This window comes from Pseudomonas sp. MF6396, assembly GCF_002018915.1.
Classification (GTDB): domain Bacteria; phylum Pseudomonadota; class Gammaproteobacteria; order Pseudomonadales; family Pseudomonadaceae; genus Aquipseudomonas; species Aquipseudomonas palmensis.
The window spans coordinates 58,368-80,007 of record NZ_MVOK01000004.1 but is presented as its reverse complement, the minus strand read 5'-3'; the positions used below and the strand labels follow the sequence as shown (position 1 = coordinate 80,007).

The window sequence follows — 21,640 nt, the reverse complement described above, 5'->3', positions numbered from 1 at the left end:
GGCGTGGGGCCGCGGCCTTATTCCATGTCCTTCAGCCAGGCGGTGTCCTTGAACCACTTGTCGTGGATTCGATCGTAGGTGCCGTCGTGCTTGATCTGGTGCAGGAAGTTGTTGATGAAGTTCAGGCTGTCGTAGTCGCCCTTCTTCAGGCCGAAGGCCAGCGGTTCGAAGGTGAACGGCTCGTCGAGGAACAGCAGCTTGCCGGCGCCGGCCTTGTTCACTGCCACCACGTTGTACGGGGCGTCGTAGACGAAGGCGTCGGCCTTGCCGTTGACCACGTCCATCACCGCTTCCTGCTCGTTGTCGTAGCCGTGGTACTTGGCCTTGCCGATCAGCTTCTTGGCGACCATTTCACCGGTGGTGCCGAGCTTGGAAGTCAGGCGGTACTTCTCGTTGTTCAGGTCCTTGTAGGTCTTGATCTCGCCGGCCAGCTCCTTGCGGATCAGCAGGGTCTGACCGACCACGATGAAGGGTTCGCTGAAGTTGAGCTTGAGGTTGCGCTCCTGGGTCAGGGTCATGCCGCTGCCGATCATGTCGAACTTGTCGGTCATCAGGGCCGGGATGATGCCGTCGTAGGCGGTGGAGACGGTTTCCAGCTTGACGCCCATGGACTTGGCCATGGCCTTGAGGATATCGACTTCGAAGCCGATGATCTCGCCACGCTTGTTGGTCATCTGGAACGGCATGTAGGTAGGGTCCATGCCTACGCGCAAGGTGCCGCGCTTGACCGCGTCATCGATGGCGCCGGCTGCCTGTGCAGCGTTCACCGTCATCAGTGCCGCGACGCCGATCATCAGCATCGACAGATACTTTTTCATCATCACCAGATCCCCCAGCAGGAAAACTTCGAGTTTTATTATCGGGGGGGATGCTAACGCATGGGGGGCGTTGTTGGTATCAGAAAAAGGAGTGAAACATCGCCGGCAAAGCCGGCTCCTACAACGGCACGGATGACCTGTAGGAGCCAGCGTTGCTGGCGAAGGGGCCCGCAGATCAGGCCCCGGCGAGTGCGGCCTGCCCCTCGTGCTGCGGGTGCAGCGGCAACAGCGGCGAGTGCGGGTCGTTGGCAATCGACTCACGCCACACATCCAGCCAGGCGCGGTTGTCTTCGGCCCACACGCGGCTGTGCAGCCGTGCCAGGGCGACCGGGTCGCTGAGCAGCGCCAGGCGCGTGGCGCCATCCAGCGCGGCCGGGCCGACTTCCAGAGCCTTGGCGATGCGCTCGGCGCGGTTGCGCTCGACCACCTCCGCCACGCCATGGCGCGCGGTCGCCAGGGCACAGGCCAGGGCGTTCTGTTGCGGGTCGACCACGGCCCGCACAAAACCGTCCTTCAGCGCATGCCAGCGGTTTTCGTGGGTGTACTGGTCGGTGGCCAGCAGCTCCTGCGGCGTGGCGTATTCCTCAGGGATCAGGAACAGCTTCTCGTCCTTGGCGCGCAGGCCCAGGTTGGTGCGGCTGGAAATCACCGACACCGGGATCGACAGCATCAGCGAGCCCACGATCGGCACCAGCCACCACAGAAAGCTTGGGTTCAGCCACGCCACCAGCAGCGCCCAGGCCACGCCCAGCAGGGTCTGCGGGCCATGCCGGCGCACCGCTTCGCTCCACGGGGTGGAGTCGTCGTCACGCTGTGGCGAGTTCCAGGTCGCGGCCCAGCCCAGGAACGCGGCCAGCACGAAGCGGGTGTGGAAGATCATGCGTACCGGCGCCAGCAGCATGGAGAACAGCATCTCCAGCAGCATCGACAGGGTGACCTTGATGCGCCCGCCGAACTCCTTGGCGCCCTTGGCCCAGATCAGGATGATGCTCAGCAGCTTGGGCAGGAACAGCAGCACGATGGTGGTGGAGAACAGCGCGATGGCTTTTTCCGGGTGCCACTGCGGCCACAGCGGGTAGAGCTGACGCGGTTCGAGGAAGTACTGCGGCTCCATCAGGGTGTTGGTCGCCAGCAGCGCGGTCGACAGCACCAGGAAGAAGAACCACAGCGGCGCCGACAGGTACGACATCACCCCGGTGAGGAACACCGCACGGTGCACCGGGTGCATGCCCTTGACCAGGAACAGGCGGAAGTTCATCAGGTTGCCGTGGCACCAGCGCCGATCGCGCTTGAGCTCGTCGAGCAGGTTGGGCGGCAACTCTTCATAGCTGCCCGGCAGGTCATAGGCGATCCACACGCCCCAGCCGGCACGGCGCATCAGTGCGGCTTCGACGAAGTCGTGGGACAGGATCGCACCGGCGAAGGCGCCCTTGCCCGGCAACGGCGCCAGGGCGCAGTGCTCGATGAAGGGTTTCATGCGGATGATCGCGTTGTGGCCCCAGTAGTGCGATTCGCCCAGCTGCCAGAAGTGCAGGCCGGCGGTGAACAGCGGGCCGTACACCCGGGTGGCGAACTGCTGCATGCGCGCATACAGGGTATCCATGCCCGACGCCTTGGGCGCGGTCTGGATGATCCCGGCGTCGGGGTTGGCTTCCATCAGCCGCACCAGGCTGGTGAGGCATTCGCCGCTCATCACGCTGTCGGCGTCGAGTACCACCATGTAGCGGTAGTCCGCGCCCCAGCGACGGCAGAAGTCGTCGAGGTTGCCGCTCTTGCGTTTGACCCGGCGACGACGGCGACGGTAGAAGATGCGCCCGAAGCCCTTGGCCTCGCGGCATACGTCCAGCCAGGCCTGCTGTTCGGCCACGGCGATGTCGGTGTCGTTGGTGTCGCTGAGCACGAAGAAGTCGAAGCGGTCCAGGTTGCCCGTGGCCGCCACCGACTCGAAGGTCGCACGCAGGCCGGCGAACACCCGAGCCACGTCTTCGTTGCAGATCGGCATCACCAGTGCGGTTCGCGCCCCGGCCTCGATCGGTTCGTTGCCGGCGCTGCTGCCAGAGATCCGGTACTTGTCACGCCCGGTGAGCAGTTCCAGAAAGCCCATCAGCGCGGTCCAGAAACCGGCCGACACCCAGCAGAACAGAATGCCGAACAGGATCAGGATGCTGGTCTGCAGCGCATACGGCCACACCTGGGTGACGGTCTGCATGAACGACTGGTGCATGATTTCGTCGAGGTCGACGAACGACCAGCCCTGGTACGGCAGGATGCCCTTCATGTACCAGCCGGCGACCACGGTCTGGCCGAGCATCAACGCCAGCAGGATGTAGCGGCGCATCGAACCCACCCAGCGCCAGCGCGCCTTGGGCAGCTCGCGCTGTTCAGGCGCCGGCGCGTTGGTACGTCCGGTGACCCGGCGCCAGGCGCGCACCAGGATGTTGGTGCGCCATGGCTCGGGGATCACCCGGGTGCGGTGGATCGGCGGGGTGGCCTTCAGGCACACCCGGCCACTGGCGTCGAGGGCGAGCATCTCGGCCTCTTCCAGTTCCGCAGCGCTGTCCAGGGTCAGGCGGCTGCCCACCGAACCCTGTACCGAACCGTTTTCACCCACCGGCGGCTGCGCCGACAGGCGTCGGTGCAGCTCGCTGAACGAATTGCAGCTGGCCAGTTCGGCGCGCTGCTCGTCGCTCAGGGGCAGATGGGCCAGGTACTCGCCAAGCGATTCCGGCCTTTGTGAAGAGTTACTCATCGGCAGGCAACTGATAGCTCCAGGTCTCGGTCAACACCTGTTCGGTGGTGGCCGGTGTCCCGGTGGTGGTCGCCGCATCGGCGGCTGGCGGCTGGGCAGGTTTTTCCTGCTTGGCGTGCTTGGCAGCGGCCTTGTCCTGCTTGGCAGGCTTGGCCGGCTTGGGCTGTTCGACCGGCACGTCGCGCAGCAGCGCGGCGCGCATTTCGGTGGCCTTGCTCGGGTCTTTGACCTTCAGGCGCAGGGTCAGGCGCCAGCCCTTGATCTCGGGGTTGTAGCGCAGGTTGTTCTCGACCACTTCGGCGTTGTCGTCGGTGGTCACCTGGCTGCGCACGTTGGCATCTTCCGGCAGGGCGGCCAGCACCGGGCCCTCGAAGTCGACCAGGAAGGCGATGCTGCCATCGGGCTGGCGGATCAGGTTGGACTGCTTGACGTCACCGGTGGAGCGCAGGGTCTGCTTGACCCAGCCCAGGTTCGGCGAGTGGAACTCGGACTCGTCGATGGTCCAGTGCAGGCGGTAGTTGAATTCGGATGCCACACCGGGCTCAGGCAGTTTTTCCGGGCTCCAGAAGGCCACGATGTTGTCGTTGGTCTCGTCGGCGGTCGGGATCTCGACCAGGTCGACGGTGCCCTTGCCCCAGTCGCCGCTCGGCTCGATCCAGGCGCTCGGGCGCTTCTGGTAGTTGTCGTCGAGGTCTTCGAACTGGCTGAACTCGCGCTGGCGCTGCAGCAGGCCGAACCCACGCGGGTTCTCGACGCTGAAGTTGCTCACGGCCAGGTGCTTGGGGTTGTTGAGCGGGCGCCACAGCCATTCGCCGTTGGCCGCATGGATCGACAGGCCTTCGGAGTCGTGCAGCGCAGGGCGGTAGTTGGGCACCTTGGACGGCTGGTTGCCGCCGAACAGGAACATGCTGGTCAGCGGGGCGATGCCCAGGCGGCTGACGTGGTCACGCAGGTACACCCTGGACTTGACGTCGACGATGGTGTCGGTGCCCGGGCGCAGGGTCAGCTTGTAGGCGCCGGTGGAGCGCGGCGAATCGAGCAGCGCGTAGATCACCAGGTGCTTGTCGGTCGGCTTGGGCTTCTCGACCCAGAACTCGGTGAAGCGCGGGAACTCCTCGCCCGACGGCAGCGCGGTGTCGATGGCCAGGCCACGGGCCGACAGGCCATACACATGGCCCTTGCCGACCACGCGGAAATAGCTGGCGCCAAGCAGGGTCATGATTTCATCCTGCTTGTCGGCCTTGTTGATCGGGTACAGCACGCGAAAGCCGGCGTAGCCGAGCTTGTCGGTGGCCTTGGGGTCGAACTGCACGTCGCCGAAGTCGAAGCGGCTCGGGTCGTACTTGATCTCCTGCACCTTGTTGGCGGTGACTTCGTTGATGCGTACCGGCGTGTCGAAGTGCATGCCCTGGTGGTAGAACGACAGCTTGAACGGGGTCTTGTCCTGGGCCCACTCGGCCTTGTCCTGCAGGAAGCGGATCTTCTGGTAGTCGCCGTACTTCATGTCACGGAACACGGCCGGCAGGTTGCTCTTGGGTGCTTCGTACTTCTGCCCGGCCAGGTCTTTGGCCTTGGCTGCCACGTCGTCGAGGTTGAACGCCCAGAGCTGGCCCGCGCTGAGCAGGCAGACCAGTGCAGAGGCTGCCACGAAGGCCTTGCGCAGCCGATTGGCGGAAGTTCTTGGTGCATTACAGGGACTTACAATCACGAGCAACCCTCGCCGAAAACAGATCAAAGAACCAACGGCCAGCGACGTATGCCGGGTTGGCGAGCACTGTTCGGACTCCGAAAGGGCACAATGATTCCCCAAACGGTTCCGGACGATGCTCAAGTCAGAGTAAAACGGGCCTGCGAACGCAGGCCCACATTTCGCGCGATTATCCAGCAGGCCGCGTTACAACGCATCAGGGCCAAGCAACTATTTATGCTGAAAAGCCGCTGTTTTCATGCAAGCAGCGGCCTTTTCACCTTCATATTTGTAGCATAAATGTCACAGGGCCATCATTGACCAGGTGAACCTGCATGTCCGCACCGAAACGCCCGCTCGCCACCTTGGGGTGCTTGAGCCTCGCCTGGGCCAGCAGATAGTCGAACAGTTCGGCACCGAGTGCCGGTGGCGCGGCGGTGGAAAAGCTCGGACGCAGGCCGCTCTGGGTGTCGGCAGCCAGGGTGAACTGCGATACCAGCAGCAGGCCGCCGTCGATGTCCTTGAGCGACAGGTTCATCTTGCCCTGGTGGTCGCTGAACACCCGGTAGTTGAGCAGCTTGTGCAGCAGCTTGTCGGCGTGGGCCGGGGTGTCGCCGGGCTCGACGGCGACCAGCACCAGCAGGCCCTGGTCGATGGACCCGACGATCTCGCCGTCGACCTCTACCCGCGCGCCACGCGCGCGTTGCAGCAGGCCCTTCACGCTTCTTCCAGCGGCAGGTCGAGCAGGCGCCGGGCCATCTGGTCGGCGGCGCGCACCAGCGCATCGGTGATGCCGGGCTCGGAGGAGGCGTGGCCGGCGTCGCGAATCACTTTTAGCTCGCTGTTGGGCCAGGCCTGGTGCAGCGCCCAGGCGTTGTCCAGCGGGCAGATCACGTCATAGCGACCGTGTACGATCACCGCCGGCAGGTGGGCGATACGCGGCATGTCGCGGATCAGCTGGTCGGGCTCCAGGAACGCGTTGTTCATGAAGTAGTGGCATTCGATGCGGGCAATCGACAGGGCGCGTTGCGGCTCGGAGAAACGGTCGACCACCAGCGGGTTGGGACGCAGCGTCGCGGTGCGGCCCTCCCAGGTGGACCAGGCCTTGGCCGCATGCATCTGGGCGATCTGGTCGTTGCCGGTAAGGCGCTTGTGGAAGGCCTTGACCAGGTCGTCGCGCTCGTCGGCGGGGATCGGCGCGATGTAATCCTGCCAGTAGTCGGGGAACAGTCGGCTGGCACCCGCCTGGTAGAACCATTCGATTTCCTGCGGGCGGCACAGGAAGATGCCGCGCAGGATCAGCCCGTGCACGCGCTCGGGGTGGGTCTGGGCGTAGGCCAGGGCCAGGGTCGAGCCCCAGGAACCGCCGAACAGCACCCATTTTTCGATGTTCAGGTGCTCGCGGATACGCTCGATGTCTTCGATCAGGGCCTGGGTGGTGTTGTTCTCCAGGCTCGCGTGCGGGGTGGAGCGACCGCAGCCGCGCTGGTCGAAGGTGACGATGCGGTACAGGTTGGGGTCGAAATAGCAGCGGCTTTGCGCATCGCAGCCGGCGCCCGGGCCGCCATGAATGAACAGCACGGGCAGACCTTCCGGGGAACCGCTTTCATCGACGTACAGTACATGCGGTGCTTCCACGGCCAGATCGTGCCGGGCGTAGGGTTTGATCTGCGGGTACAAGGTCTGCATTACGCACTCCGTGTGGGGAAATAGGCTGCCGTTGGGCATCATAAACCCGAAATGCGCTTTGAGCATGTACCTGTGTTCGGCTTTCGGGCCCCTTCGCCGGCAAGGCCGGCTCCTACCGGTTCGCAACCGTCTGCAGGAGCCGGCCTTGCCGGCGAAGGCAGCGCCGCGGTCCTATGCCGGGTAACGCTCGCGCCCCCACCCCAGCATCGCCACCAGCATCTGCTCCAGCACCCGCTGGGTCGGCTGCGCCAGATCGTCGCGGTAGGTGAACGGCGCCACCTCCTCCATGTAGTTGCACTGCGCCAGTTCCATCTGCACCGCATGCACGTTGTTGGCCGGGTCGCCATAGTGACGGGTGATGTGCCCGCCCTTGAAGCGCCCGTTGAGCACATGGCTGTAGCCCTGCGCGCCGGCCGCCACCGCCCTGACCCGCTCGGCCAGCGCCGCGTCGCAGCTCGCGCCATTGAAGGTGCCGATGTTGAAGTCCGGCAACGTGCCGTCGAACAGATGAGGGATCACCGAGCGGATCGAGTGCGCATCCCATAGCAACGCATAGCCGAACTGCTCGCGCAGGCGCGCCAGCTCGCCGGTGAGGGTGTCGTGATACGGCCGCCAGATGGCCTCCAGGTAGCCCGCCCGCTCGGCCGCACTCGGCTCCAGCCCCGCCTTGAACAGCGGCTGCCCTTCGAACAGCGTGGCCGGGAACAGCCCGGTGGTGGCGCCGGCATACAGTGGCTGGTCATCCTCGGGCCGGTTCAGGTCGATGACGAAGCGCGAATACTCGCCCACCACCACGCTGGCGCCCAGCTCACGGGCAAAGGCGTACAGGCGCGGAATGTGCCAGTCGGTGTCCGGCAGGCCCCTGGCCTCGTCCACCAGCCCGGCCTCGACCGCCGGGGTCAGCCTGAGCCCGGCATGGGGAATGCTGACCAGCAGCGGCAGCGTACCCTGGTGAAAACTCACGACCTTGTCCATGCAGCCTCCCCTTTATCGGTCAGTTCAACGCCGTGGCGCACCACCCGCTTGTGCAGGTCGCCGCCCAGCCAGTAGGCCAGGTCTGCCGGCCGTTCGATGTCCCAGGCCACGAAGTCGGCCACCTTGCCGACCTCCAGCGAGCCATGGCTGTCGCCCAGCCCCAACGCCGTGGCGGCATGCACGGTGACACCGGCCAGGGCTTCTTCGGGGGTCATGCGAAACAGGGTGCAGGCCATGTTCAGCATCAGGCGCAGCGACAAGGCCGGCGAGGTGCCGGGGTTGAGGTCGCTGGCAATCGCGATCTTCACGCCGTGCCTGCGCAGCGCGTCCATCGGCGGCAGCTGGGTTTCGCGCAAGAAGTAGAAAGCCCCCGGCAGCAGCACCGCCACCGTACCGGCCTGGGCCATGGCGATGGCATCGGCCTCGTCCATGAACTCCAGGTGATCGGCCGACAGTGCCTGGTAGCGCGCCGCCAGGCTCGAACCGTGCAGCGACGACAGCTGCTCGGCATGCAGCTTGACCGGCAGGCCCAGCTCGCGGGCCTTGAGAAACACCCGCTCGACCTGCGCCGGCGAAAACGCCAGGTATTCGCAGAACGCATCCACCGCGTCCACCAGCCCTTCGCCAGCCAGCGCCGGAAGCATCTGCTCGCAGATGTGAGTGATGTAGTCGTCGGCGCGCTCGGCGTACTCGGGCGGCAAGGCATGCGCCGCCAGGCAGGTGCTGCGCACGGTCAGCGGCAGCGTTTCGCCGAGCCGGCGCGCCACCTTGAGCATCTTGCGCTCGTTGTCCAGGTCCAGGCCGTAGCCGGACTTGATCTCCAGGGTGGTCACACCATCGCGCATCAGGGCCTGCACCCGGCGCAGGGCGCTGGCATACAGCTCGTCTTCGCTGGCGGCGCGGGTGGCGCGCACGGTGCTGGCGATGCCCCCCCCCTGGGCGGCGATCTCGGCGTAGCTCACGCCCTGCAGGCGCTGTTCGAACTCGCCGCTGCGGTTGCCGCCGAACACCGCGTGGGTGTGGCAGTCGATCAGCCCGGGGGTGACCCAGGCGCCGCCCAGGTCGACCGTGCTGTCAGGCACAGGGCCTGCCAGCGCCTGGCGCGGGCCGATCCATTCGATGCGCCCGGCGCAGGTGACGATGGCCGCGTCCTCGATGATCGAGTAGGCGCCGTGCGCCATGCTTGCCACATGGCAGTGCTGCCAGAGGGTTTTCATGCACAGTCTCCGTAACTATTGAGGCGTCGACACCGGCTGCGTGACCGTGCCACGCGGCTTGCACCACAGCCAGTAGGCGGCCACCAGGAACACCACCCACACCACGCCGACGATCAACGCCGCCTGGGTGTCGGGGAAGTAGCCCAGCACACCGAACACGAACAGCATGAAGGCGATGGCTGCGGCCGGCCCATACGGCCAGAACGGTACCGGGAACTTCAGTTGCGCGACCTCTTCGCGGCTCATGCTGCGGCGCATGGCCACCTGGGTCACCAGGATCATCAGCCACACCCATACCGTAGCAAAGGTGGCAATGGAGGCGATCAGCAGGAACACGTTTTCCGGAATCAGGTAGTTGAGCACCACGCCACCGAGCAGCGCAGCGCCCATCACCAGCACGGTCATCCACGGCACGCCGTGGCGCGAGATCTTCGAGAAGCCTTTGGGCGCGTGGCCCTGCTCGGCCAGGCCGTACATCATGCGCCCGGCACCGAAGATATCGCTGTTGATGGCCGACACCGCCGCCGAGATCACCACGATGTTGAGCACCGTGGCCGCCGAACCAATCCCCAGGTTGCTGAAGATCTGCACGAACGGGCTGCCCTGGCTGCCGATCTGCGGCCAGGGGTACAGGCACATCAGCACGAACAGGGTGAGCACATAGAACAGCAGGATGCGCAGCGGCACGGCGTTGATCGCCTTGGGGATCACGCGCTGCGGGTCCTTGGCTTCACCGGCGGTGATACCGATGATCTCGATGCCGCCGAAGGCGAACATCACCACCGCGAACGAGGCGATCAGGCCGCCGACACCGTTGGGCATGAAACCGCCGTGATCGAACAGGTTGCCGATGCCCACCGTGTTGCCCGCCTCGGCATTGGCCAGGCCGAAGGCCATGATGCCGAAACCGGCCAGGATCATCGCCACGATCGCGCCGACCTTGAGCAGCGACAGCCAGAACTCCATCTCGCCGAACACCTTGACGTTGCACAGGTTGAGCCCGCCGATCAGGAACACGATGCCCAGCACCCACACCCAGCGCGCCACATCGGGAAACCAGAAGCCCATGTAGATGCCGAAGGCCGTGACGTCGGCCAGGCACACGATGATCATTTCAAAGGCGTAGGTCCAGCCCAGCACGAAGCCGGCCATGGGCCCCAGGTAGGTGCTGGCGTATTTGCCGAACGAGCCGGACACCGGGTTGTGCACGGCCATTTCACCCAGTGCACGCATCACCATGAACACCGCCGCGCCGCCGATCAGGTAGGCCAGCAACACCGCCGGGCCGGCCATCTGGATGGCCGCGGCCGAACCGTAGAACAGCCCGGTGCCGATGGCCGAGCCCAGTGCCATGAATCGAATGTGCCGGGCCGTAAGCCCGCGCTTGAGACCTTGTGCTTGAGATTGCATTTCGCGTTCCTGTTTTTTTTGTAGGCGAAAAGCAGCGCGAACCCGCCAGGGTTCGCGCGGCAGACGGCTGGCCTGCACGGCCAGCCGGTGGCGTCAGAGGCTGGGCAGCACCTTGGCCGGCAGCAGGCCGGTCAGCGTGCCCGCAGCCAGCAGGGCGATGGCCACCTCGATGTCGGGGGCGAAGAAACGGTCCTTGTCGTAGTGCGCGACCTGGCCACGCAGGGCCTGGCGCGCCTGCTCCAGCTTGGGCGAGGTCTTGAGGCCGGTGCGCAGGTCCAGGCCCTGGCAGGCGGCCAGCCATTCCACGGCCAGCACACCGCGGGTGTTCTCGGCCATTTCCCACAGGCGCTTGCCGGCGGCCGGGGCCATCGACACGTGGTCTTCCTGGTTGGCCGAGGTGGGAATGCTGTCGACGCTGTGCGGGTGCGCCAGCGCCTTGTTCTCGCTGGCCAGCGCGGCGGCGGTGACCTGGGCGATCATGAAGCCGGAGTTGACCCCGCCGTTGGCCACCAGGAACGGCGGCAACTGCGACATGTGCTTGTCCATCATCAGCGAGATGCGCCGCTCGCTCAGCGAACCGATTTCGGCGATGGCCAGGGCCATGTTGTCGGCGGCCATGGCCACCGGCTCGGCGTGGAAGTTGCCACCGGAGATCACGTCACCCTCCTTGGCGAATACCAGCGGGTTGTCGGACACCGCGTTGGCCTCCACCACCAGTACCTCGGCGGCCTGGCGCAACTGGGTCAGGCAGGCGCCCATCACCTGTGGCTGGCAACGCAGGGAGTACGGGTCCTGCACCTTGCCGCAGTTCTGGTGCGAGGCCGACACTTCGCTGCCGTCGCCCAGCAGGTCGCGGTAGCAGGCGGCCGAGTCGATCTGGCCACGCTGGCCGCGGGCCTGATGAATACGGTCATCGAAGGGCGAGCGCGAGCCCAGCACCGCTTCGACGGTGAGGCTGCCGCAAGCAACGGCGGCAGCGAACAGGTCTTCACCTTCGAACAGCCCGCGCAGCGCATAGGCGGTGGACGCCTGGGTGCCGTTGAGCAGGGCCAGGCCCTCCTTGGCGGCCAGGGTCAGCGGCTCGAGGCCGGCCACCGCCAGCGCTTCGGTGGCCGACAGCCATTGGCCCTTGTGGCGGGCCTTGCCTTCGCCCAGCAGCACCAGCGACATGTGCGCCAGCGGTGCGAGGTCGCCGGAGGCGCCCACCGAGCCCTTGAGCGGAATGTGCGGGTAGACCTCGGCGTTGATCAGGGCGATCAGCGCGTCGATCACCTTGCGCCGTATGCCGGAAAAACCACGGCTCAGGCTGTTGACCTTGAGCACCATGATCAGGCGCACCAGGGCGTCGTCCAGCGGCGCGCCGACGCCGGCGGCGTGGGACAGCACCAGCGAGCGCTGCAGGTTCTCCAGGTCGTGGCTGGCGATGCGGGTCGAGGCCAGCAGGCCGAAACCGGTATTGATGCCGTAGGCGGTGCGGTCCTCGGCAAGGATCTGCTCGACGCAGGCCACGCTGTCTTCGATCTGCTGGTCGGCGCTGGCGTCCAGTTGCAGGGTCAGCGGTTGCTGGTAGATCGCACGCAGCTGAGCCAAGGTCAGGGTGCCAGGCTTCAGGGTCAGTTGGGTCACGTTATTGCTCCGTCTCGAAAGGCGTTCACGCCCGTCATGAATTCAGTATCGACCAGGGCGCCGCTCAGCGCGTGATCATCGGCAGGTTCAGGCCCTGCTCTTTCGCACAGTCGATGGCGATCTGATAACCGGCATCGGCATGGCGCATCACGCCGGTGGCCGGGTCGTTGTGCAGAACGCGGGCAATACGCTCGGCGGCTTCGTCGGTGCCGTCGCACACGATGACCATGCCCGAGTGCTGCGAGAAGCCCATGCCCACCCCGCCGCCGTGGTGCAGCGAGACCCAGGTCGCGCCGCTGGCGGTGTTGAGCAGGGCATTGAGCAGCGGCCAGTCGGACACGGCGTCGGAGCCGTCCTGCATGGCTTCGGTTTCACGGTTGGGGCTCGAGACGGAGCCGGAGTCCAGGTGGTCGCGGCCGATCACGATCGGTGCCGACAGCTCGCCGCTGCGCACCATTTCGTTGAACGCCAGGCCCAGCTTGGCGCGCAGGCCCAGGCCGACCCAGCAGATACGTGCCGGCAGGCCCTGGAAGCTGATGCGCTCGCGGGCCATGTCCAGCCAGTTGTGCAGGTGCGCGTCGTCGGGGATCAGCTCCTTGACCTTGGCGTCGGTCTTGTAGATGTCCTGGGCGTCGCCCGACAGCGCGGCCCAGCGGAACGGGCCCACGCCGCGGCAGAACAGCGGGCGGATATAAGCAGGTACGAAGCCGGGGAAGTCGAAGGCGTTGGTCACGCCCTCTTCCTTGGCCATCTGACGAATGTTGTTGCCGTAGTCGAAGGTCGGGATGCCCTGCTTCTGGAAGTCGAGCATGGCCTGCACGTGCACGGCCATCGACTGCCTGGCAGCCTTGACCACCGCCGCCGGTTCGGTCTGCGCGCGGTCGCGGTACTGCTCCCAGGTCCAGCCGGCCGGCAGGTAGCCATTGAGCGGGTCGTGGGCGCTGGTCTGGTCGGTGACCATGTCGGGGCGCACGCCGCGCTTGACCAGCTCGGGCAGGATTTCGGCGGCATTGCCCAGCAGGGCGATGGAGATGGCCTTGCCTTCGCCCGTGTATCTGGCGATGCGCGCCAGGGCGTCGTCCAGGTCGGTGGCCTGTTCATCCACGTAGCGGCTGCTCAGGCGGAAGTCGATGCGGCTCTGCTGGCATTCGATGTTCAGCGAGCAGGCGCCGGCCAGGGTCGCGGCCAGTGGCTGCGCGCCGCCCATCCCGCCCAGGCCTGCGGTGAGCACCCACTTGCCCTTGAGGCTACCGTTGTAGTGCTGGCGGCCGGCTTCGACGAAGGTTTCGTAGGTGCCCTGCACGATGCCCTGGCTGCCGATGTAGATCCAGCTGCCGGCGGTCATCTGGCCGTACATGGCCAGGCCCTTGGCATCGAGTTCGTTGAAATGTTCCCAGTTGGCCCAGTGCGGCACCAGGTTGGAGTTGGCGATCAGTACGCGCGGGGCGTTGCTGTGGGTCTTGAACACGCCGACCGGCTTGCCGGATTGCACCAGCAGGGTCTCGTCGTCATTCAGGTGGGTGAGGCTCTCGACGATCTTGTCGTAGCACTCCCAGTTGCGCGCGGCGCGGCCGATGCCGCCGTACACCACCAGCTCCTTGGGGTTCTCGGCAACTTGCGGGTCGAGGTTGTTCATCAGCATGCGCAGCGGCGCTTCGGTCAGCCAGCTCTTGGCGGTGAGCTGGGTGCCGCGCGGGGCGCGAATTTCGACGTCACGGAATTTATTGTGCTTGTTCGTCACGTAAGGGCTCCTCGAGCGAAAGGCGAATTCGGGATGGCACTGCCATGGATGCAATACAAACATATATTTACTTGTATGTACAAGTACAGGCAACCAAAAAACAGTGTCGTCCGCTTCGCCGGCAAGGCCGGCTCCTACACGCAAAAAAAGAACAGGACCTGCAGGAGCCAGCCTTGCTGGCGAAGCCCTTAACGTTCGGTCAGCTCGATCAGGCAGATCTGCCCACTGACCTCGAACTCCAGCAACCCGTGGTTGCCGTCCAGCCGCAGGCAGTCATAGCGACCCAGCCACTGCTCGGCATGCCCTGCGACCTTGACCCGCACCCGCTCGTGCGCCGCGAACACCAGCAGCGTCTGGGCCGAGCTGTACACCCGGCTTTCACCCGGCAGCCACTGCAACCGCGCGGCAAACCGCTGCGGCGCATAGATCAGGTTGAAGTCGCGAATCGGTCCGCCCAGCAGGTTGCAGCTCACTGCACTTTCGCCGCTGAAGGCGAAGGCATCGAACGCCAGCAGATCGCGGCTGGCCTGGCCATCCACCATCAGGCGCATGCCATCGCCTTGCAGCACGCTGATCACGCGCTGATACCCGGCAAAGCTGGAGAACCCGCCCGACTCGGCGATGTCGGCAATCGACAGGCGCCAGCCAAAGCCCTCCAGGCCGGCCCCGCCATCGCGGGTGATCTCTTCGGTACTGCCGCCGCCGTTCTTCCACGGCATGCGCGGGTAGTCGGCGGCACGTAACAGGGTCAACGAACTCATTTGCTGAAGCGTCCTTCCAGGCGGTGACGGGAACCGGGGTGAATCAGGCGCGCCGCCGTGACCGGCTGGCGACCCGACCAGGTGCGCCGGCGGATCAGCAGGCACGGCTCGCCCGGCTCGATCTGCAGCAGGCGGCATTCCTCGGGTTCGGCCAGGATCGCCTCGACCACGTGCTCGCCTTCGGTCAGCGGCGCCACCTGGGACAGGTAGGCGTAGGGGGTCTGGCGGGTGAAGTCCTGCTTGAGGTAGTCCGGGGCGACCTGGGCGTTGACGAAGCGGTCCTCGATCTGCACCGGGATGCCGTTTTCGTAGTGCACGATCAGCGAATGGAACACCCGCTGCCCTTCGCGCATGTCCAGCGCCAGCGCCCGCTCCGAGCCTGCCGCCTCTTCGGTCAGGGTGATCACCTTGCAGCTGTGCTGGTGGCCGCGCGCGGCGATCTCGTCGGCGATGTTGTTGACCTCGAACAGCGCCGAGCGGCTCTTGGGCTCGGCGACGAAGGTGCCGACGCCCTGCATGCGCACCAGCAGGCCTTCGGCGGTCAGCTCGCGCAAGGCGCGGTTGATGGTCATGCGGCTGAAGCCCAGCTCGGTGACCAGTTCGCTCTCGGACGGTACGCGGTGATGCGGCGGCCAGCTGCCGTTCTGGATCTGCTGGGCGATCATCTGCTTGACCCGCGCATACAGCGGCGCCGGGCCCTCGCCCATGTGGGCAACCAACGCGGAGACAGGAGGTGTCGACACGGCAAAAATCCTTGGTGATGAGTATGACCGGTAGAGTGCCGCAGTTTACCGGGCAGGCAAACGTCTGTATATGTATATACAAATAACCAGAAAAGGGTGGCGTACCGATGTCCGTGTTCTTTGCCGAACGTGCTTTGTTGCCTACAGGCTGGGCAGAAAACGTGCGAATCGAGACAGGCCCCGACGGCCTGTTGAATAGCGTACAGCCAGGCGCCTCGGCAGATGGCGCCGAGCGCCTGGCCGGGCCGTTGCTGCCGGGCATGCCGAACCTGCACTCGCACGCCTTCCAGCGCGCCATGGCCGGCCTGGCGGAAGTGGCCGGCAACCCCAACGACAGCTTCTGGACCTGGCGCGAGCTGATGTACCGGCTGGTGGGCCGGATCAGCCCCGAGCAACTGGGCATCATTGCGCGCCAGCTGTACATCGAGATGCTCAAGGCCGGCTACACCTCGGTGGCCGAATTCCATTACGTGCACCATGACGCCCAGGGCAAGGCCTATGCCGACCCGGCCGAACTGTCGCTGCGCATCAGCCAGGCCGCCGCCGACACCGGCATCGGCCTGACCCTGCTGCCGGTGCTGTACAGCCACTCGGGTTTCGGCGGGCAGGCGCCCAATGACGGGCAACGTCGCTTCATCAACGGCACCGAGCAGTACCTGCACCTGCACACGCAACTGGCGCCGCTGCTCGCCCAGCAACCGGCGCAGCGCCTGGGGCTGTGCTTTCACTCCCTGCGCGCGGTCACCCCGCAGCAGATCGCCCAGGTCATGGCTGCCGGCGACAAGGCCTGCCCGGTGCATATCCACATTGCCGAACAACAGAAGGAAGTCGACGACTGCCTGGCCTGGAGTGGCCGCCGGCCATTGCAGTGGCTGTATGAAAACGTCGATGTCGACCAGCGCTGGTGCCTGGTGCACGCCACCCACGCCGAGCCCGACGAAGTCAGCACCATGGCGCGCAGCAAGGCGGTGGCCGGCCTGTGCCTGACCACCGAGGCCAACCTGGGCGACGGCATCTTCCCTGCCGTCGACTACCTGGCCCAGGGCGGGCGCATGGGCATCGGCTCGGACAGCCATGTGTCGCTGAGCGTGGTGGAGGAATTGCGCTGGCTCGAATATGGCCAACGCCTGCGCGACCAGCGGCGCAACCGGTTGCATGGGGCCGATCAGCCGATGGTGGGGCGCACCCTGTTCGATGCGGCCCTGGCCGGTGGTGCGCAGGCGCTGGGGCAGCCGGTTGGCGAACTGGCGGTGGGCAGGCGGGCCGACTGGATCGTGCTGGATGGGGCCGATCCGTATATCGCCACGGCGAGCGGGGACGGGGTTCTCAATCGCTGGCTGTTTGCCGGCGGCGACCGGCAGGTGCGCGATGTGATGGTGAATGGCAATTGGGTGGTCAAGCAGGGTCGGCATGCGGGTGAAGAACAGAGTGCGCGGGCGTTTGCCGGGGTGCTTCGCGAAGTGCTGGGCTGAGCCAGAACCACGCCGTGATTATCGCGGGTCAAGCCCGCTCCCACAGGGTTTATGCTGATCCTGTGGGAGCGGGCTTGACCCGCGAAGAGGCCCTCACTGACTGTGCGCGATGTCCCTGTCCGAAACCCGCCAGATCAGCCGCGTGGTGTCATACCCCTGCTGACGCGCCCGCGCCAGCAGGCTCTCGCGCTCCAGCGCCGGAATCGTCGGCGTGCGCGACAGTATCCACAGGTACTTGCGGTCCGGGTTGCCCACCAGTGCCGTCTGGTAGTCCTTGTCCACGTACAGCACCCAGTAATCGCCCTTCGTCACCCCCGGCAGCAACCGCGAGAACCAGTTGTCGAACTCCACCCACAGCTTGTCGGTCTTGCCCTGCACCTGTGGCGTCGCCGTACCACTGGCCTCCTCCCACTCGCCCTCGAGCGTGATGCAGCGGTTGAGCACGCCCACCGTGCCGTCCGGCTTGAGGTTGTAATGCGCTTCGCTCTGCGCGCAATTGCGCTGGAAGAACATCGGCAACCGCGCCAGCTCGAACCACTTGCCCTGGTAACGCTTGAGGTCGACGCTGTCGACGGTCTTGGGCGGCAACGGCCCGTCGTCGCGCGAATGCGCACAACCGGTCAGCAGCAGGCCGGCGCACAGGCTCAACAGCAGGGGCAGGCGTTTCATTTGAGACCCTGCCCCGAGTACATCAGCACCTTGTCGGCGGCGTACTGCACGCTGATGAAGGCTTTCTGGTCGCCCCAGGTACAACTGGTCATGCCCAGCGCGCCGGAACACTCGGTGGGGCTGCCCAGCAGTCGCTCGACCTCGGCCTTGGGCATGCCGGCCTGGAGCTTGGAATAGTTTTCCTGGTTGATCTTGCTGCATGCGGCCAGCAACACGCACAACGACAACAAGGCGAGGGAACGCAACGACATGGGGTCACTCCTGAACATGAGGGTGCAAGCACGGGGCCTGACTCGAGCTTAGAAGCAAAAACCCCTATCCGGTTCCCGGCAACCCCAATTACCTGCACGGTTATCGTTGCCATTTGTCGACTAGTCGCACATCCGCCTCATTTTTTGCCCGGCGCGGACGACACAGGAGGGCGCTGCGACGTTTCGCCGCGCCCTCCCCGTTGACCGCCTTGTGCAGACAGACCTCGCAATGACCAAAAACCTGAAGTTCAGCCACAAGATCCTGCTGGCCGCCGCCCTTGTGGTCGCGGTGGCGTTTACCTGTTTCATCCTGTTCAACGATTACCGCCAGCGCCAGTCGCTGCGCAGCAACACCGAGGCCACGATGCAGGAGCTCGGCAGCCTTACCACCAGCAACATCCAGACCTGGCTGCAGAGCCGCATCCAGCTGCAGCATTCGTTTGCCCAGCAGGTGGCCGTGGATGGCCCCGGCAAGCCGAGCCTGGACCGGCTGATGGCGTTGCCGGTGTATGCCAGCAACTTCACCCTGACCTACTTCGGCGGCCAGGACGGCAGCATGCAATCGGTGCCCACGGGCAACCGCGCCGCCGACTACGACCCGCGGGTACGCGGCTGGTACAAGGGCGCCAGCGAGGCCGGGCGCAGCATCGTTACCGAACCCTACGTCTCGGCCTCCTCGGGCAAGCTGGTGATCACCATTGCCACCCCGGTGCAGCAGGCTGGCCGCCTGATCGGTGTCAGCGGTGCCGACACCGACCTGGACACCATCAGCAGCATCATCAACTCGCTGAACTTCGACGGCCACGGCCTGGCGTTCATCGTCAATGCCGAGGGCAAGATCCTGATCCACCCGGACAGCTCGCTGACCCTCAAGCGCCTGGCCGATGCCTACCCGCAGGGCACGCCGCAGCCGGGTAGCGGCCTCAAGGAAGTCGAGCAGGACGGGCGCCGGCAGTTCATCAGCTTCACCCGCGTCAACGGCGTGCCTTCGGCCGACTGGTACGTGGCGATGGTGGTCGACCAGGACTACGCCTTTGCCATGCTCGGCGAGTTTCGGACCTCGGCCATCGTGGCCACGGCCATCGCCGTGCTGATCATCATCGCCTTGCTCGGCGTGCTGATCCGCGTCCTGATGGAGCCGCTGCATGTGATGGGCCGCGCCATGCACGATATCGCCGAAGGCGAAGGCGACCTGACCCGGCGCCTGCGCATTCATGCCCATGACGAGTTCGGCGCGCTGGGCTCCTCGTTCAACCGCTTCGTGGAACGTATCCACAACTCGATCAGCGAAGTGTCCTCGGCCACCGGTCGGGTCAATGAAGTGGCCCTGCGCGTGGTCAGCGCCTCGAACGCGTCGATCCACAATGCCGACCAGCAGTCGGGCCGCACCAGCAGCGTGGCGGCGGCGATCAACCAGCTGGGCGCCGCCGCCCATGAGATCGCCCACAACGCCGCCCTTGCCTCACAGCACTCCAGCGAAGCACGCAACCTGGCCGAGGACGGCCAGCAGGTGGTCGACCAGACCATTGCGGTGATGAACCAGCTGTCGAGCAAGATCAGCGACGCCAGCACCCATATCGAGACGCTCAACGCCAACACGGTGAACATCGGCCAGATTCTCGAGGTGATCAGCGGCATTTCCCAGCAGACCAACCTGCTGGCACTGAACGCGGCCATCGAGGCGGCACGTGCCGGCGAGGCCGGTCGCGGGTTTGCGGTGGTGGCCGACGAGGTGCGCAACCTGGCCCACCGTACCCAGGACTCGGCGCAACAGGTGCAGAAGATCATCGAGCAGTTGCAGGCCGGCGCACAGGTGGCGGTGGGCACCATGACCGAGAGTCAGCGCCAGAGCGAGCACAGCGTGGGCATTGCCAACCAGGCCGGCGAGCGCCTGGGCAGCGTGACCGTGCGCATTGGCGAAATCGACGGGATGAACCAGTCGGTGGCCACCGCCACCGAAGAGCAGACGGCCGTGGTGGAATCGATCAATGTCGACATCACCGAGATCAATACGCTGAATCAGGAAGGGGTGGAGAATTTGCAGGCGACGCTGCGGGCCTGCAATGACCTGCAGAGCCAGGTGGACAGGTTGAAGCAGCTGGTGGGCAGCTTCAGGATCTAGGGTGAAACAATCGCGGGTCAAGCCCGCTCCCACAAGGACAGCGATAGTCCTAGTGGGAGCGGGCTTGACCCGCGATTGGGTTCAGCTCAGAACCGCGAGCCCGGCTCCAGCAGAAAGTCCATCTCTTCATCGGTGCTCGGGCGCCCCAGCACCAGGTTGCGGTGCGGGAAGCGGCCAAACCGCGCAATCACCCGCTGGTGCTGCTCGGCATAGTCCAGGAAACCTTCGAACAGGCGCCGGTCACTGTCCGGCTGCGCATCCAGCAGCAACTGATAGCGCTCGATGCTGATGTTCTGCCAGTCCAGCACCTCGGCATGCTCCAGTACCAGCAGGATGAACACCCGCTGGATCGGCAGCAGCTGGTAGTCCCAGGCCTTGTCCAGGCCCTGCATCACCAGCACCTGCGCACGCCGGTCGCCATCGAAGGCGTGCTGCGTGTCGCGGTGGATCATGCGGGGCAGCTGGTCCAGCAGCAGCACCAGGCCCAGCCAGCCCTGGGGGCTTGCCAGCCATTCGTCCAGCTCGCCGGCCAGCGCCTGCGCGGCCAGCTCGCCGAAGCGCTCGCGCGCCTCGTCGTCGTGGTGCTTGCCGAACCACAGCGTACTCTTCTCGTCAGCCACGGCCTGGGGGCTGGTGCCCCAGCCGAACCACCACTCCAGCAACGGCTGCCAAGGTGCGAGCATGATTTACTCCTGGTGATAACCGGTGACGCGCTCGACTTCCTGCTTCGAACCCAGGAACACCGCCACACGCTGGTGCAGGCTCTCGGGCTGGATGTCGAGGATGCGCTGGCGACCGTCGGTGGAAGCACCGCCGGCCTGTTCGATGATGAACGACATCGGGTTGGCTTCGTACATCAGGCGCAGCTTGCCCGGCTTGGATGGCTCGCGCGCATCGCGCGGGTACATGAACAGGCCGCCACGGGTCAGGATGCGGTGCACGTCGGCAACCATCGAGGCGATCCAGCGCATGTTGTAGTTCTTTTTCAGCGGGCCGGTCTCGCCAGCCAGCAGTTCGCCCACATAGCGGGTCACCGGGGCTTCCCAGTGGCGCTGGTTGGACATGTTGATGGCGAACTCGGCGGTGGTTTCCGGCACCTGGATGTTCTCGTGGGTCAGCACGAAACTGCCCAGCTCGCGGTCCAGGGTGAAGCCCTTGACGCCGTTGCCCAGGGTCAGGATCAGCATGGTCTGCGGGCCGTAGATCGCGTAACCGGCGGCCACCTGCTTGGTGCCCGGCTGCAGGAAGGCCTGTTCGTTGAGGCTTTCGTTCTGGCTCAGGTACTCGTTGGGGCAGCGCAGTACCGAGAAGATGGTGCCGACCGAGACGTTGACGTCGATGTTCGACGAACCGTCCAGCGGGTCGAATACCAGCAGGTAGGCACCCTTGGGGTACTTGCCCGGGATCTGGTAGGCATTGTCCATCTCTTCGGACGCCATGCCGGCCAGGTGGCCGCCCCACTCGTTGGCTTCGAGCAGGATGTCGTTGGAAATCACGTCCAGTTTCTTCTGGACTTCGCCCTGCACGTTTTCAGTGCCCATGCTGCCCAGCACGCCGCCCAGGGCGCCCTTGGACACGTTGTGGCTGATTTCCTTGCACGCACGCGCCACCACTTCGATAAGGAAGCGCAGATCGGCAGGGGTGCTGTTGCTGCGGGTCTGCTCAATCAGATAGCGACTCAGGGTAACGCGGGACATGTAAGGCTCCGGA

The 21,640-nt window shown here is 65.4% G+C and carries 18 protein-coding genes and 1 pseudogene; 3 read left to right on the top strand and 16 right to left on the bottom strand.

Translation table 11 applies throughout. From position 1 onward, the window contains the following. Positions 1 to 17: 17 nt before the first annotated feature. The 12 genes from MF6396_RS05200 to hutC all read right to left on the bottom strand — a co-directional run bounded on the left by MF6396_RS05200 (position 18) and on the right by hutC (position 15,380). Positions 18 to 818: a transporter substrate-binding domain-containing protein gene (locus MF6396_RS05200; RefSeq protein WP_043862230.1), complete on the bottom strand. Its 801-nt coding sequence runs from the start codon at positions 816 to 818 to the stop codon at positions 18 to 20. A gap of 175 nt (positions 819 to 993) precedes the next feature. Then, positions 994 to 3,567 carry a glucans biosynthesis glucosyltransferase MdoH gene (gene mdoH / locus MF6396_RS05195; RefSeq protein WP_043862171.1) on the bottom strand — a complete coding sequence of 858 codons (2,574 nt, stop codon included), beginning with the start codon at positions 3,565 to 3,567 and terminating at the stop codon, positions 994 to 996. Then, positions 3,560 to 5,275, bottom strand: coding sequence for a glucan biosynthesis protein G (locus MF6396_RS05190; protein WP_078479895.1), 1,716 nt, complete (start codon positions 5,273 to 5,275; stop codon positions 3,560 to 3,562). Before MF6396_RS05190 ends, mdoH begins: the two co-directional genes overlap by 8 nt. A gap of 262 nt (positions 5,276 to 5,537) precedes the next feature. Further along, complete coding sequence (dtd, locus tag MF6396_RS05185) at positions 5,538 to 5,975, bottom strand: D-aminoacyl-tRNA deacylase (RefSeq protein WP_078479834.1); 438 nt, start codon at positions 5,973 to 5,975, stop codon at positions 5,538 to 5,540. Beyond that, positions 5,972 to 6,943: a prolyl aminopeptidase gene (gene pip / locus MF6396_RS05180; protein ID WP_078479833.1), complete on the bottom strand. Its 972-nt coding sequence runs from the start codon at positions 6,941 to 6,943 to the stop codon at positions 5,972 to 5,974. Before pip ends, dtd begins: the two co-directional genes overlap by 4 nt. Positions 6,944 to 7,114: 171 nt before the next feature. Further along, positions 7,115 to 7,918 carry an N-formylglutamate deformylase gene (hutG, locus tag MF6396_RS05175; protein WP_078479832.1) on the bottom strand — a complete coding sequence of 268 codons (804 nt, stop codon included), beginning with the start codon at positions 7,916 to 7,918 and terminating at the stop codon, positions 7,115 to 7,117. Continuing rightward, on the bottom strand, positions 7,903 to 9,135 hold the full coding sequence (gene hutI / locus MF6396_RS05170; RefSeq protein ID WP_058541645.1) for an imidazolonepropionase: 1,233 nt from the start codon (positions 9,133 to 9,135) through the stop codon (positions 7,903 to 7,905). The genes hutG and hutI overlap by 16 nt, the downstream gene beginning before the upstream one ends. 15 nt (positions 9,136 to 9,150) lie before the next feature. Beyond that, positions 9,151 to 10,545 (bottom strand): amino acid permease, encoded by a 1,395-nt coding sequence (locus MF6396_RS05165; RefSeq protein ID WP_058541646.1) that lies wholly within the window; start codon positions 10,543 to 10,545, stop codon positions 9,151 to 9,153. 93 nt (positions 10,546 to 10,638) lie between these two features. Continuing rightward, positions 10,639 to 12,171, bottom strand: coding sequence for a histidine ammonia-lyase (gene hutH / locus MF6396_RS05160; protein ID WP_058541647.1), 1,533 nt, complete (start codon positions 12,169 to 12,171; stop codon positions 10,639 to 10,641). A gap of 64 nt (positions 12,172 to 12,235) precedes the next feature. Then, positions 12,236 to 13,912, bottom strand: a complete 1,677-nt coding sequence (hutU, locus tag MF6396_RS05155; protein WP_043862179.1) for a urocanate hydratase — start codon at positions 13,910 to 13,912, stop codon at positions 12,236 to 12,238. A 188-nt stretch (positions 13,913 to 14,100) separates the two neighbouring features. Next, the gene (locus tag MF6396_RS05150) at positions 14,101 to 14,673 is read right to left on the bottom strand and encodes a HutD/Ves family protein (RefSeq protein ID WP_058541648.1); all 573 of its coding nucleotides are present in this window, start codon (positions 14,671 to 14,673) and stop codon (positions 14,101 to 14,103) included. Continuing rightward, the gene (gene hutC, locus MF6396_RS05145) at positions 14,670 to 15,380 is read right to left on the bottom strand and encodes a histidine utilization repressor (RefSeq protein WP_162484873.1); all 711 of its coding nucleotides are present in this window, start codon (positions 15,378 to 15,380) and stop codon (positions 14,670 to 14,672) included. Before hutC ends, MF6396_RS05150 begins: the two co-directional genes overlap by 4 nt. A gap of 143 nt (positions 15,381 to 15,523) precedes the next feature. Between hutC and MF6396_RS05140 the strand changes: the two genes are divergently transcribed. Then, positions 15,524 to 16,888, top strand: a complete 1,365-nt coding sequence (locus MF6396_RS05140; protein WP_078479831.1) for a formimidoylglutamate deiminase — start codon at positions 15,524 to 15,526, stop codon at positions 16,886 to 16,888. Between the two features lie 93 nt (positions 16,889 to 16,981). Here the strand turns inward: MF6396_RS05140 and MF6396_RS05135 are convergent, their stop codons facing one another. Next, positions 16,982 to 17,557 carry a lipocalin family protein gene (locus tag MF6396_RS05135; protein ID WP_043862183.1) on the bottom strand — a complete coding sequence of 192 codons (576 nt, stop codon included), beginning with the start codon at positions 17,555 to 17,557 and terminating at the stop codon, positions 16,982 to 16,984. Next, positions 17,554 to 17,808 carry an outer membrane protein assembly factor BamE domain-containing protein gene (bamE, locus tag MF6396_RS05130; RefSeq protein ID WP_043862184.1) on the bottom strand — a complete coding sequence of 85 codons (255 nt, stop codon included), beginning with the start codon at positions 17,806 to 17,808 and terminating at the stop codon, positions 17,554 to 17,556. Before bamE ends, MF6396_RS05135 begins: the two co-directional genes overlap by 4 nt. Positions 17,809 to 18,037: 229 nt before the next feature. On the opposite strand from bamE, the pseudogene MF6396_RS29400 reads away from it, so the two are divergent. Together MF6396_RS29400 and MF6396_RS29395 are read left to right on the top strand one after the other, a co-directional pair. Further along, positions 18,038 to 19,072, top strand: a pseudogene (locus MF6396_RS29400) (HAMP domain-containing protein); the annotation flags it as partial. Then, on the top strand, positions 19,070 to 19,930 hold the full coding sequence (locus MF6396_RS29395; protein ID WP_370409076.1) for a methyl-accepting chemotaxis protein: 861 nt from the start codon (positions 19,070 to 19,072) through the stop codon (positions 19,928 to 19,930). The pseudogene MF6396_RS29400 and the gene MF6396_RS29395, both read left to right, overlap by 3 nt. 86 nt (positions 19,931 to 20,016) lie before the next feature. On the opposite strand, the gene MF6396_RS05120 is transcribed toward MF6396_RS29395, so the two are convergent. Both MF6396_RS05120 and MF6396_RS05115 read right to left on the bottom strand, forming a co-directional pair. Continuing rightward, positions 20,017 to 20,613, bottom strand: coding sequence for a DUF924 family protein (locus MF6396_RS05120; protein WP_043862186.1), 597 nt, complete (start codon positions 20,611 to 20,613; stop codon positions 20,017 to 20,019). A gap of 3 nt (positions 20,614 to 20,616) precedes the next feature. Beyond that, positions 20,617 to 21,627: a class 1 fructose-bisphosphatase gene (locus tag MF6396_RS05115; RefSeq protein ID WP_043862187.1), complete on the bottom strand. Its 1,011-nt coding sequence runs from the start codon at positions 21,625 to 21,627 to the stop codon at positions 20,617 to 20,619. Positions 21,628 to 21,640 lie beyond the last annotated feature (13 nt).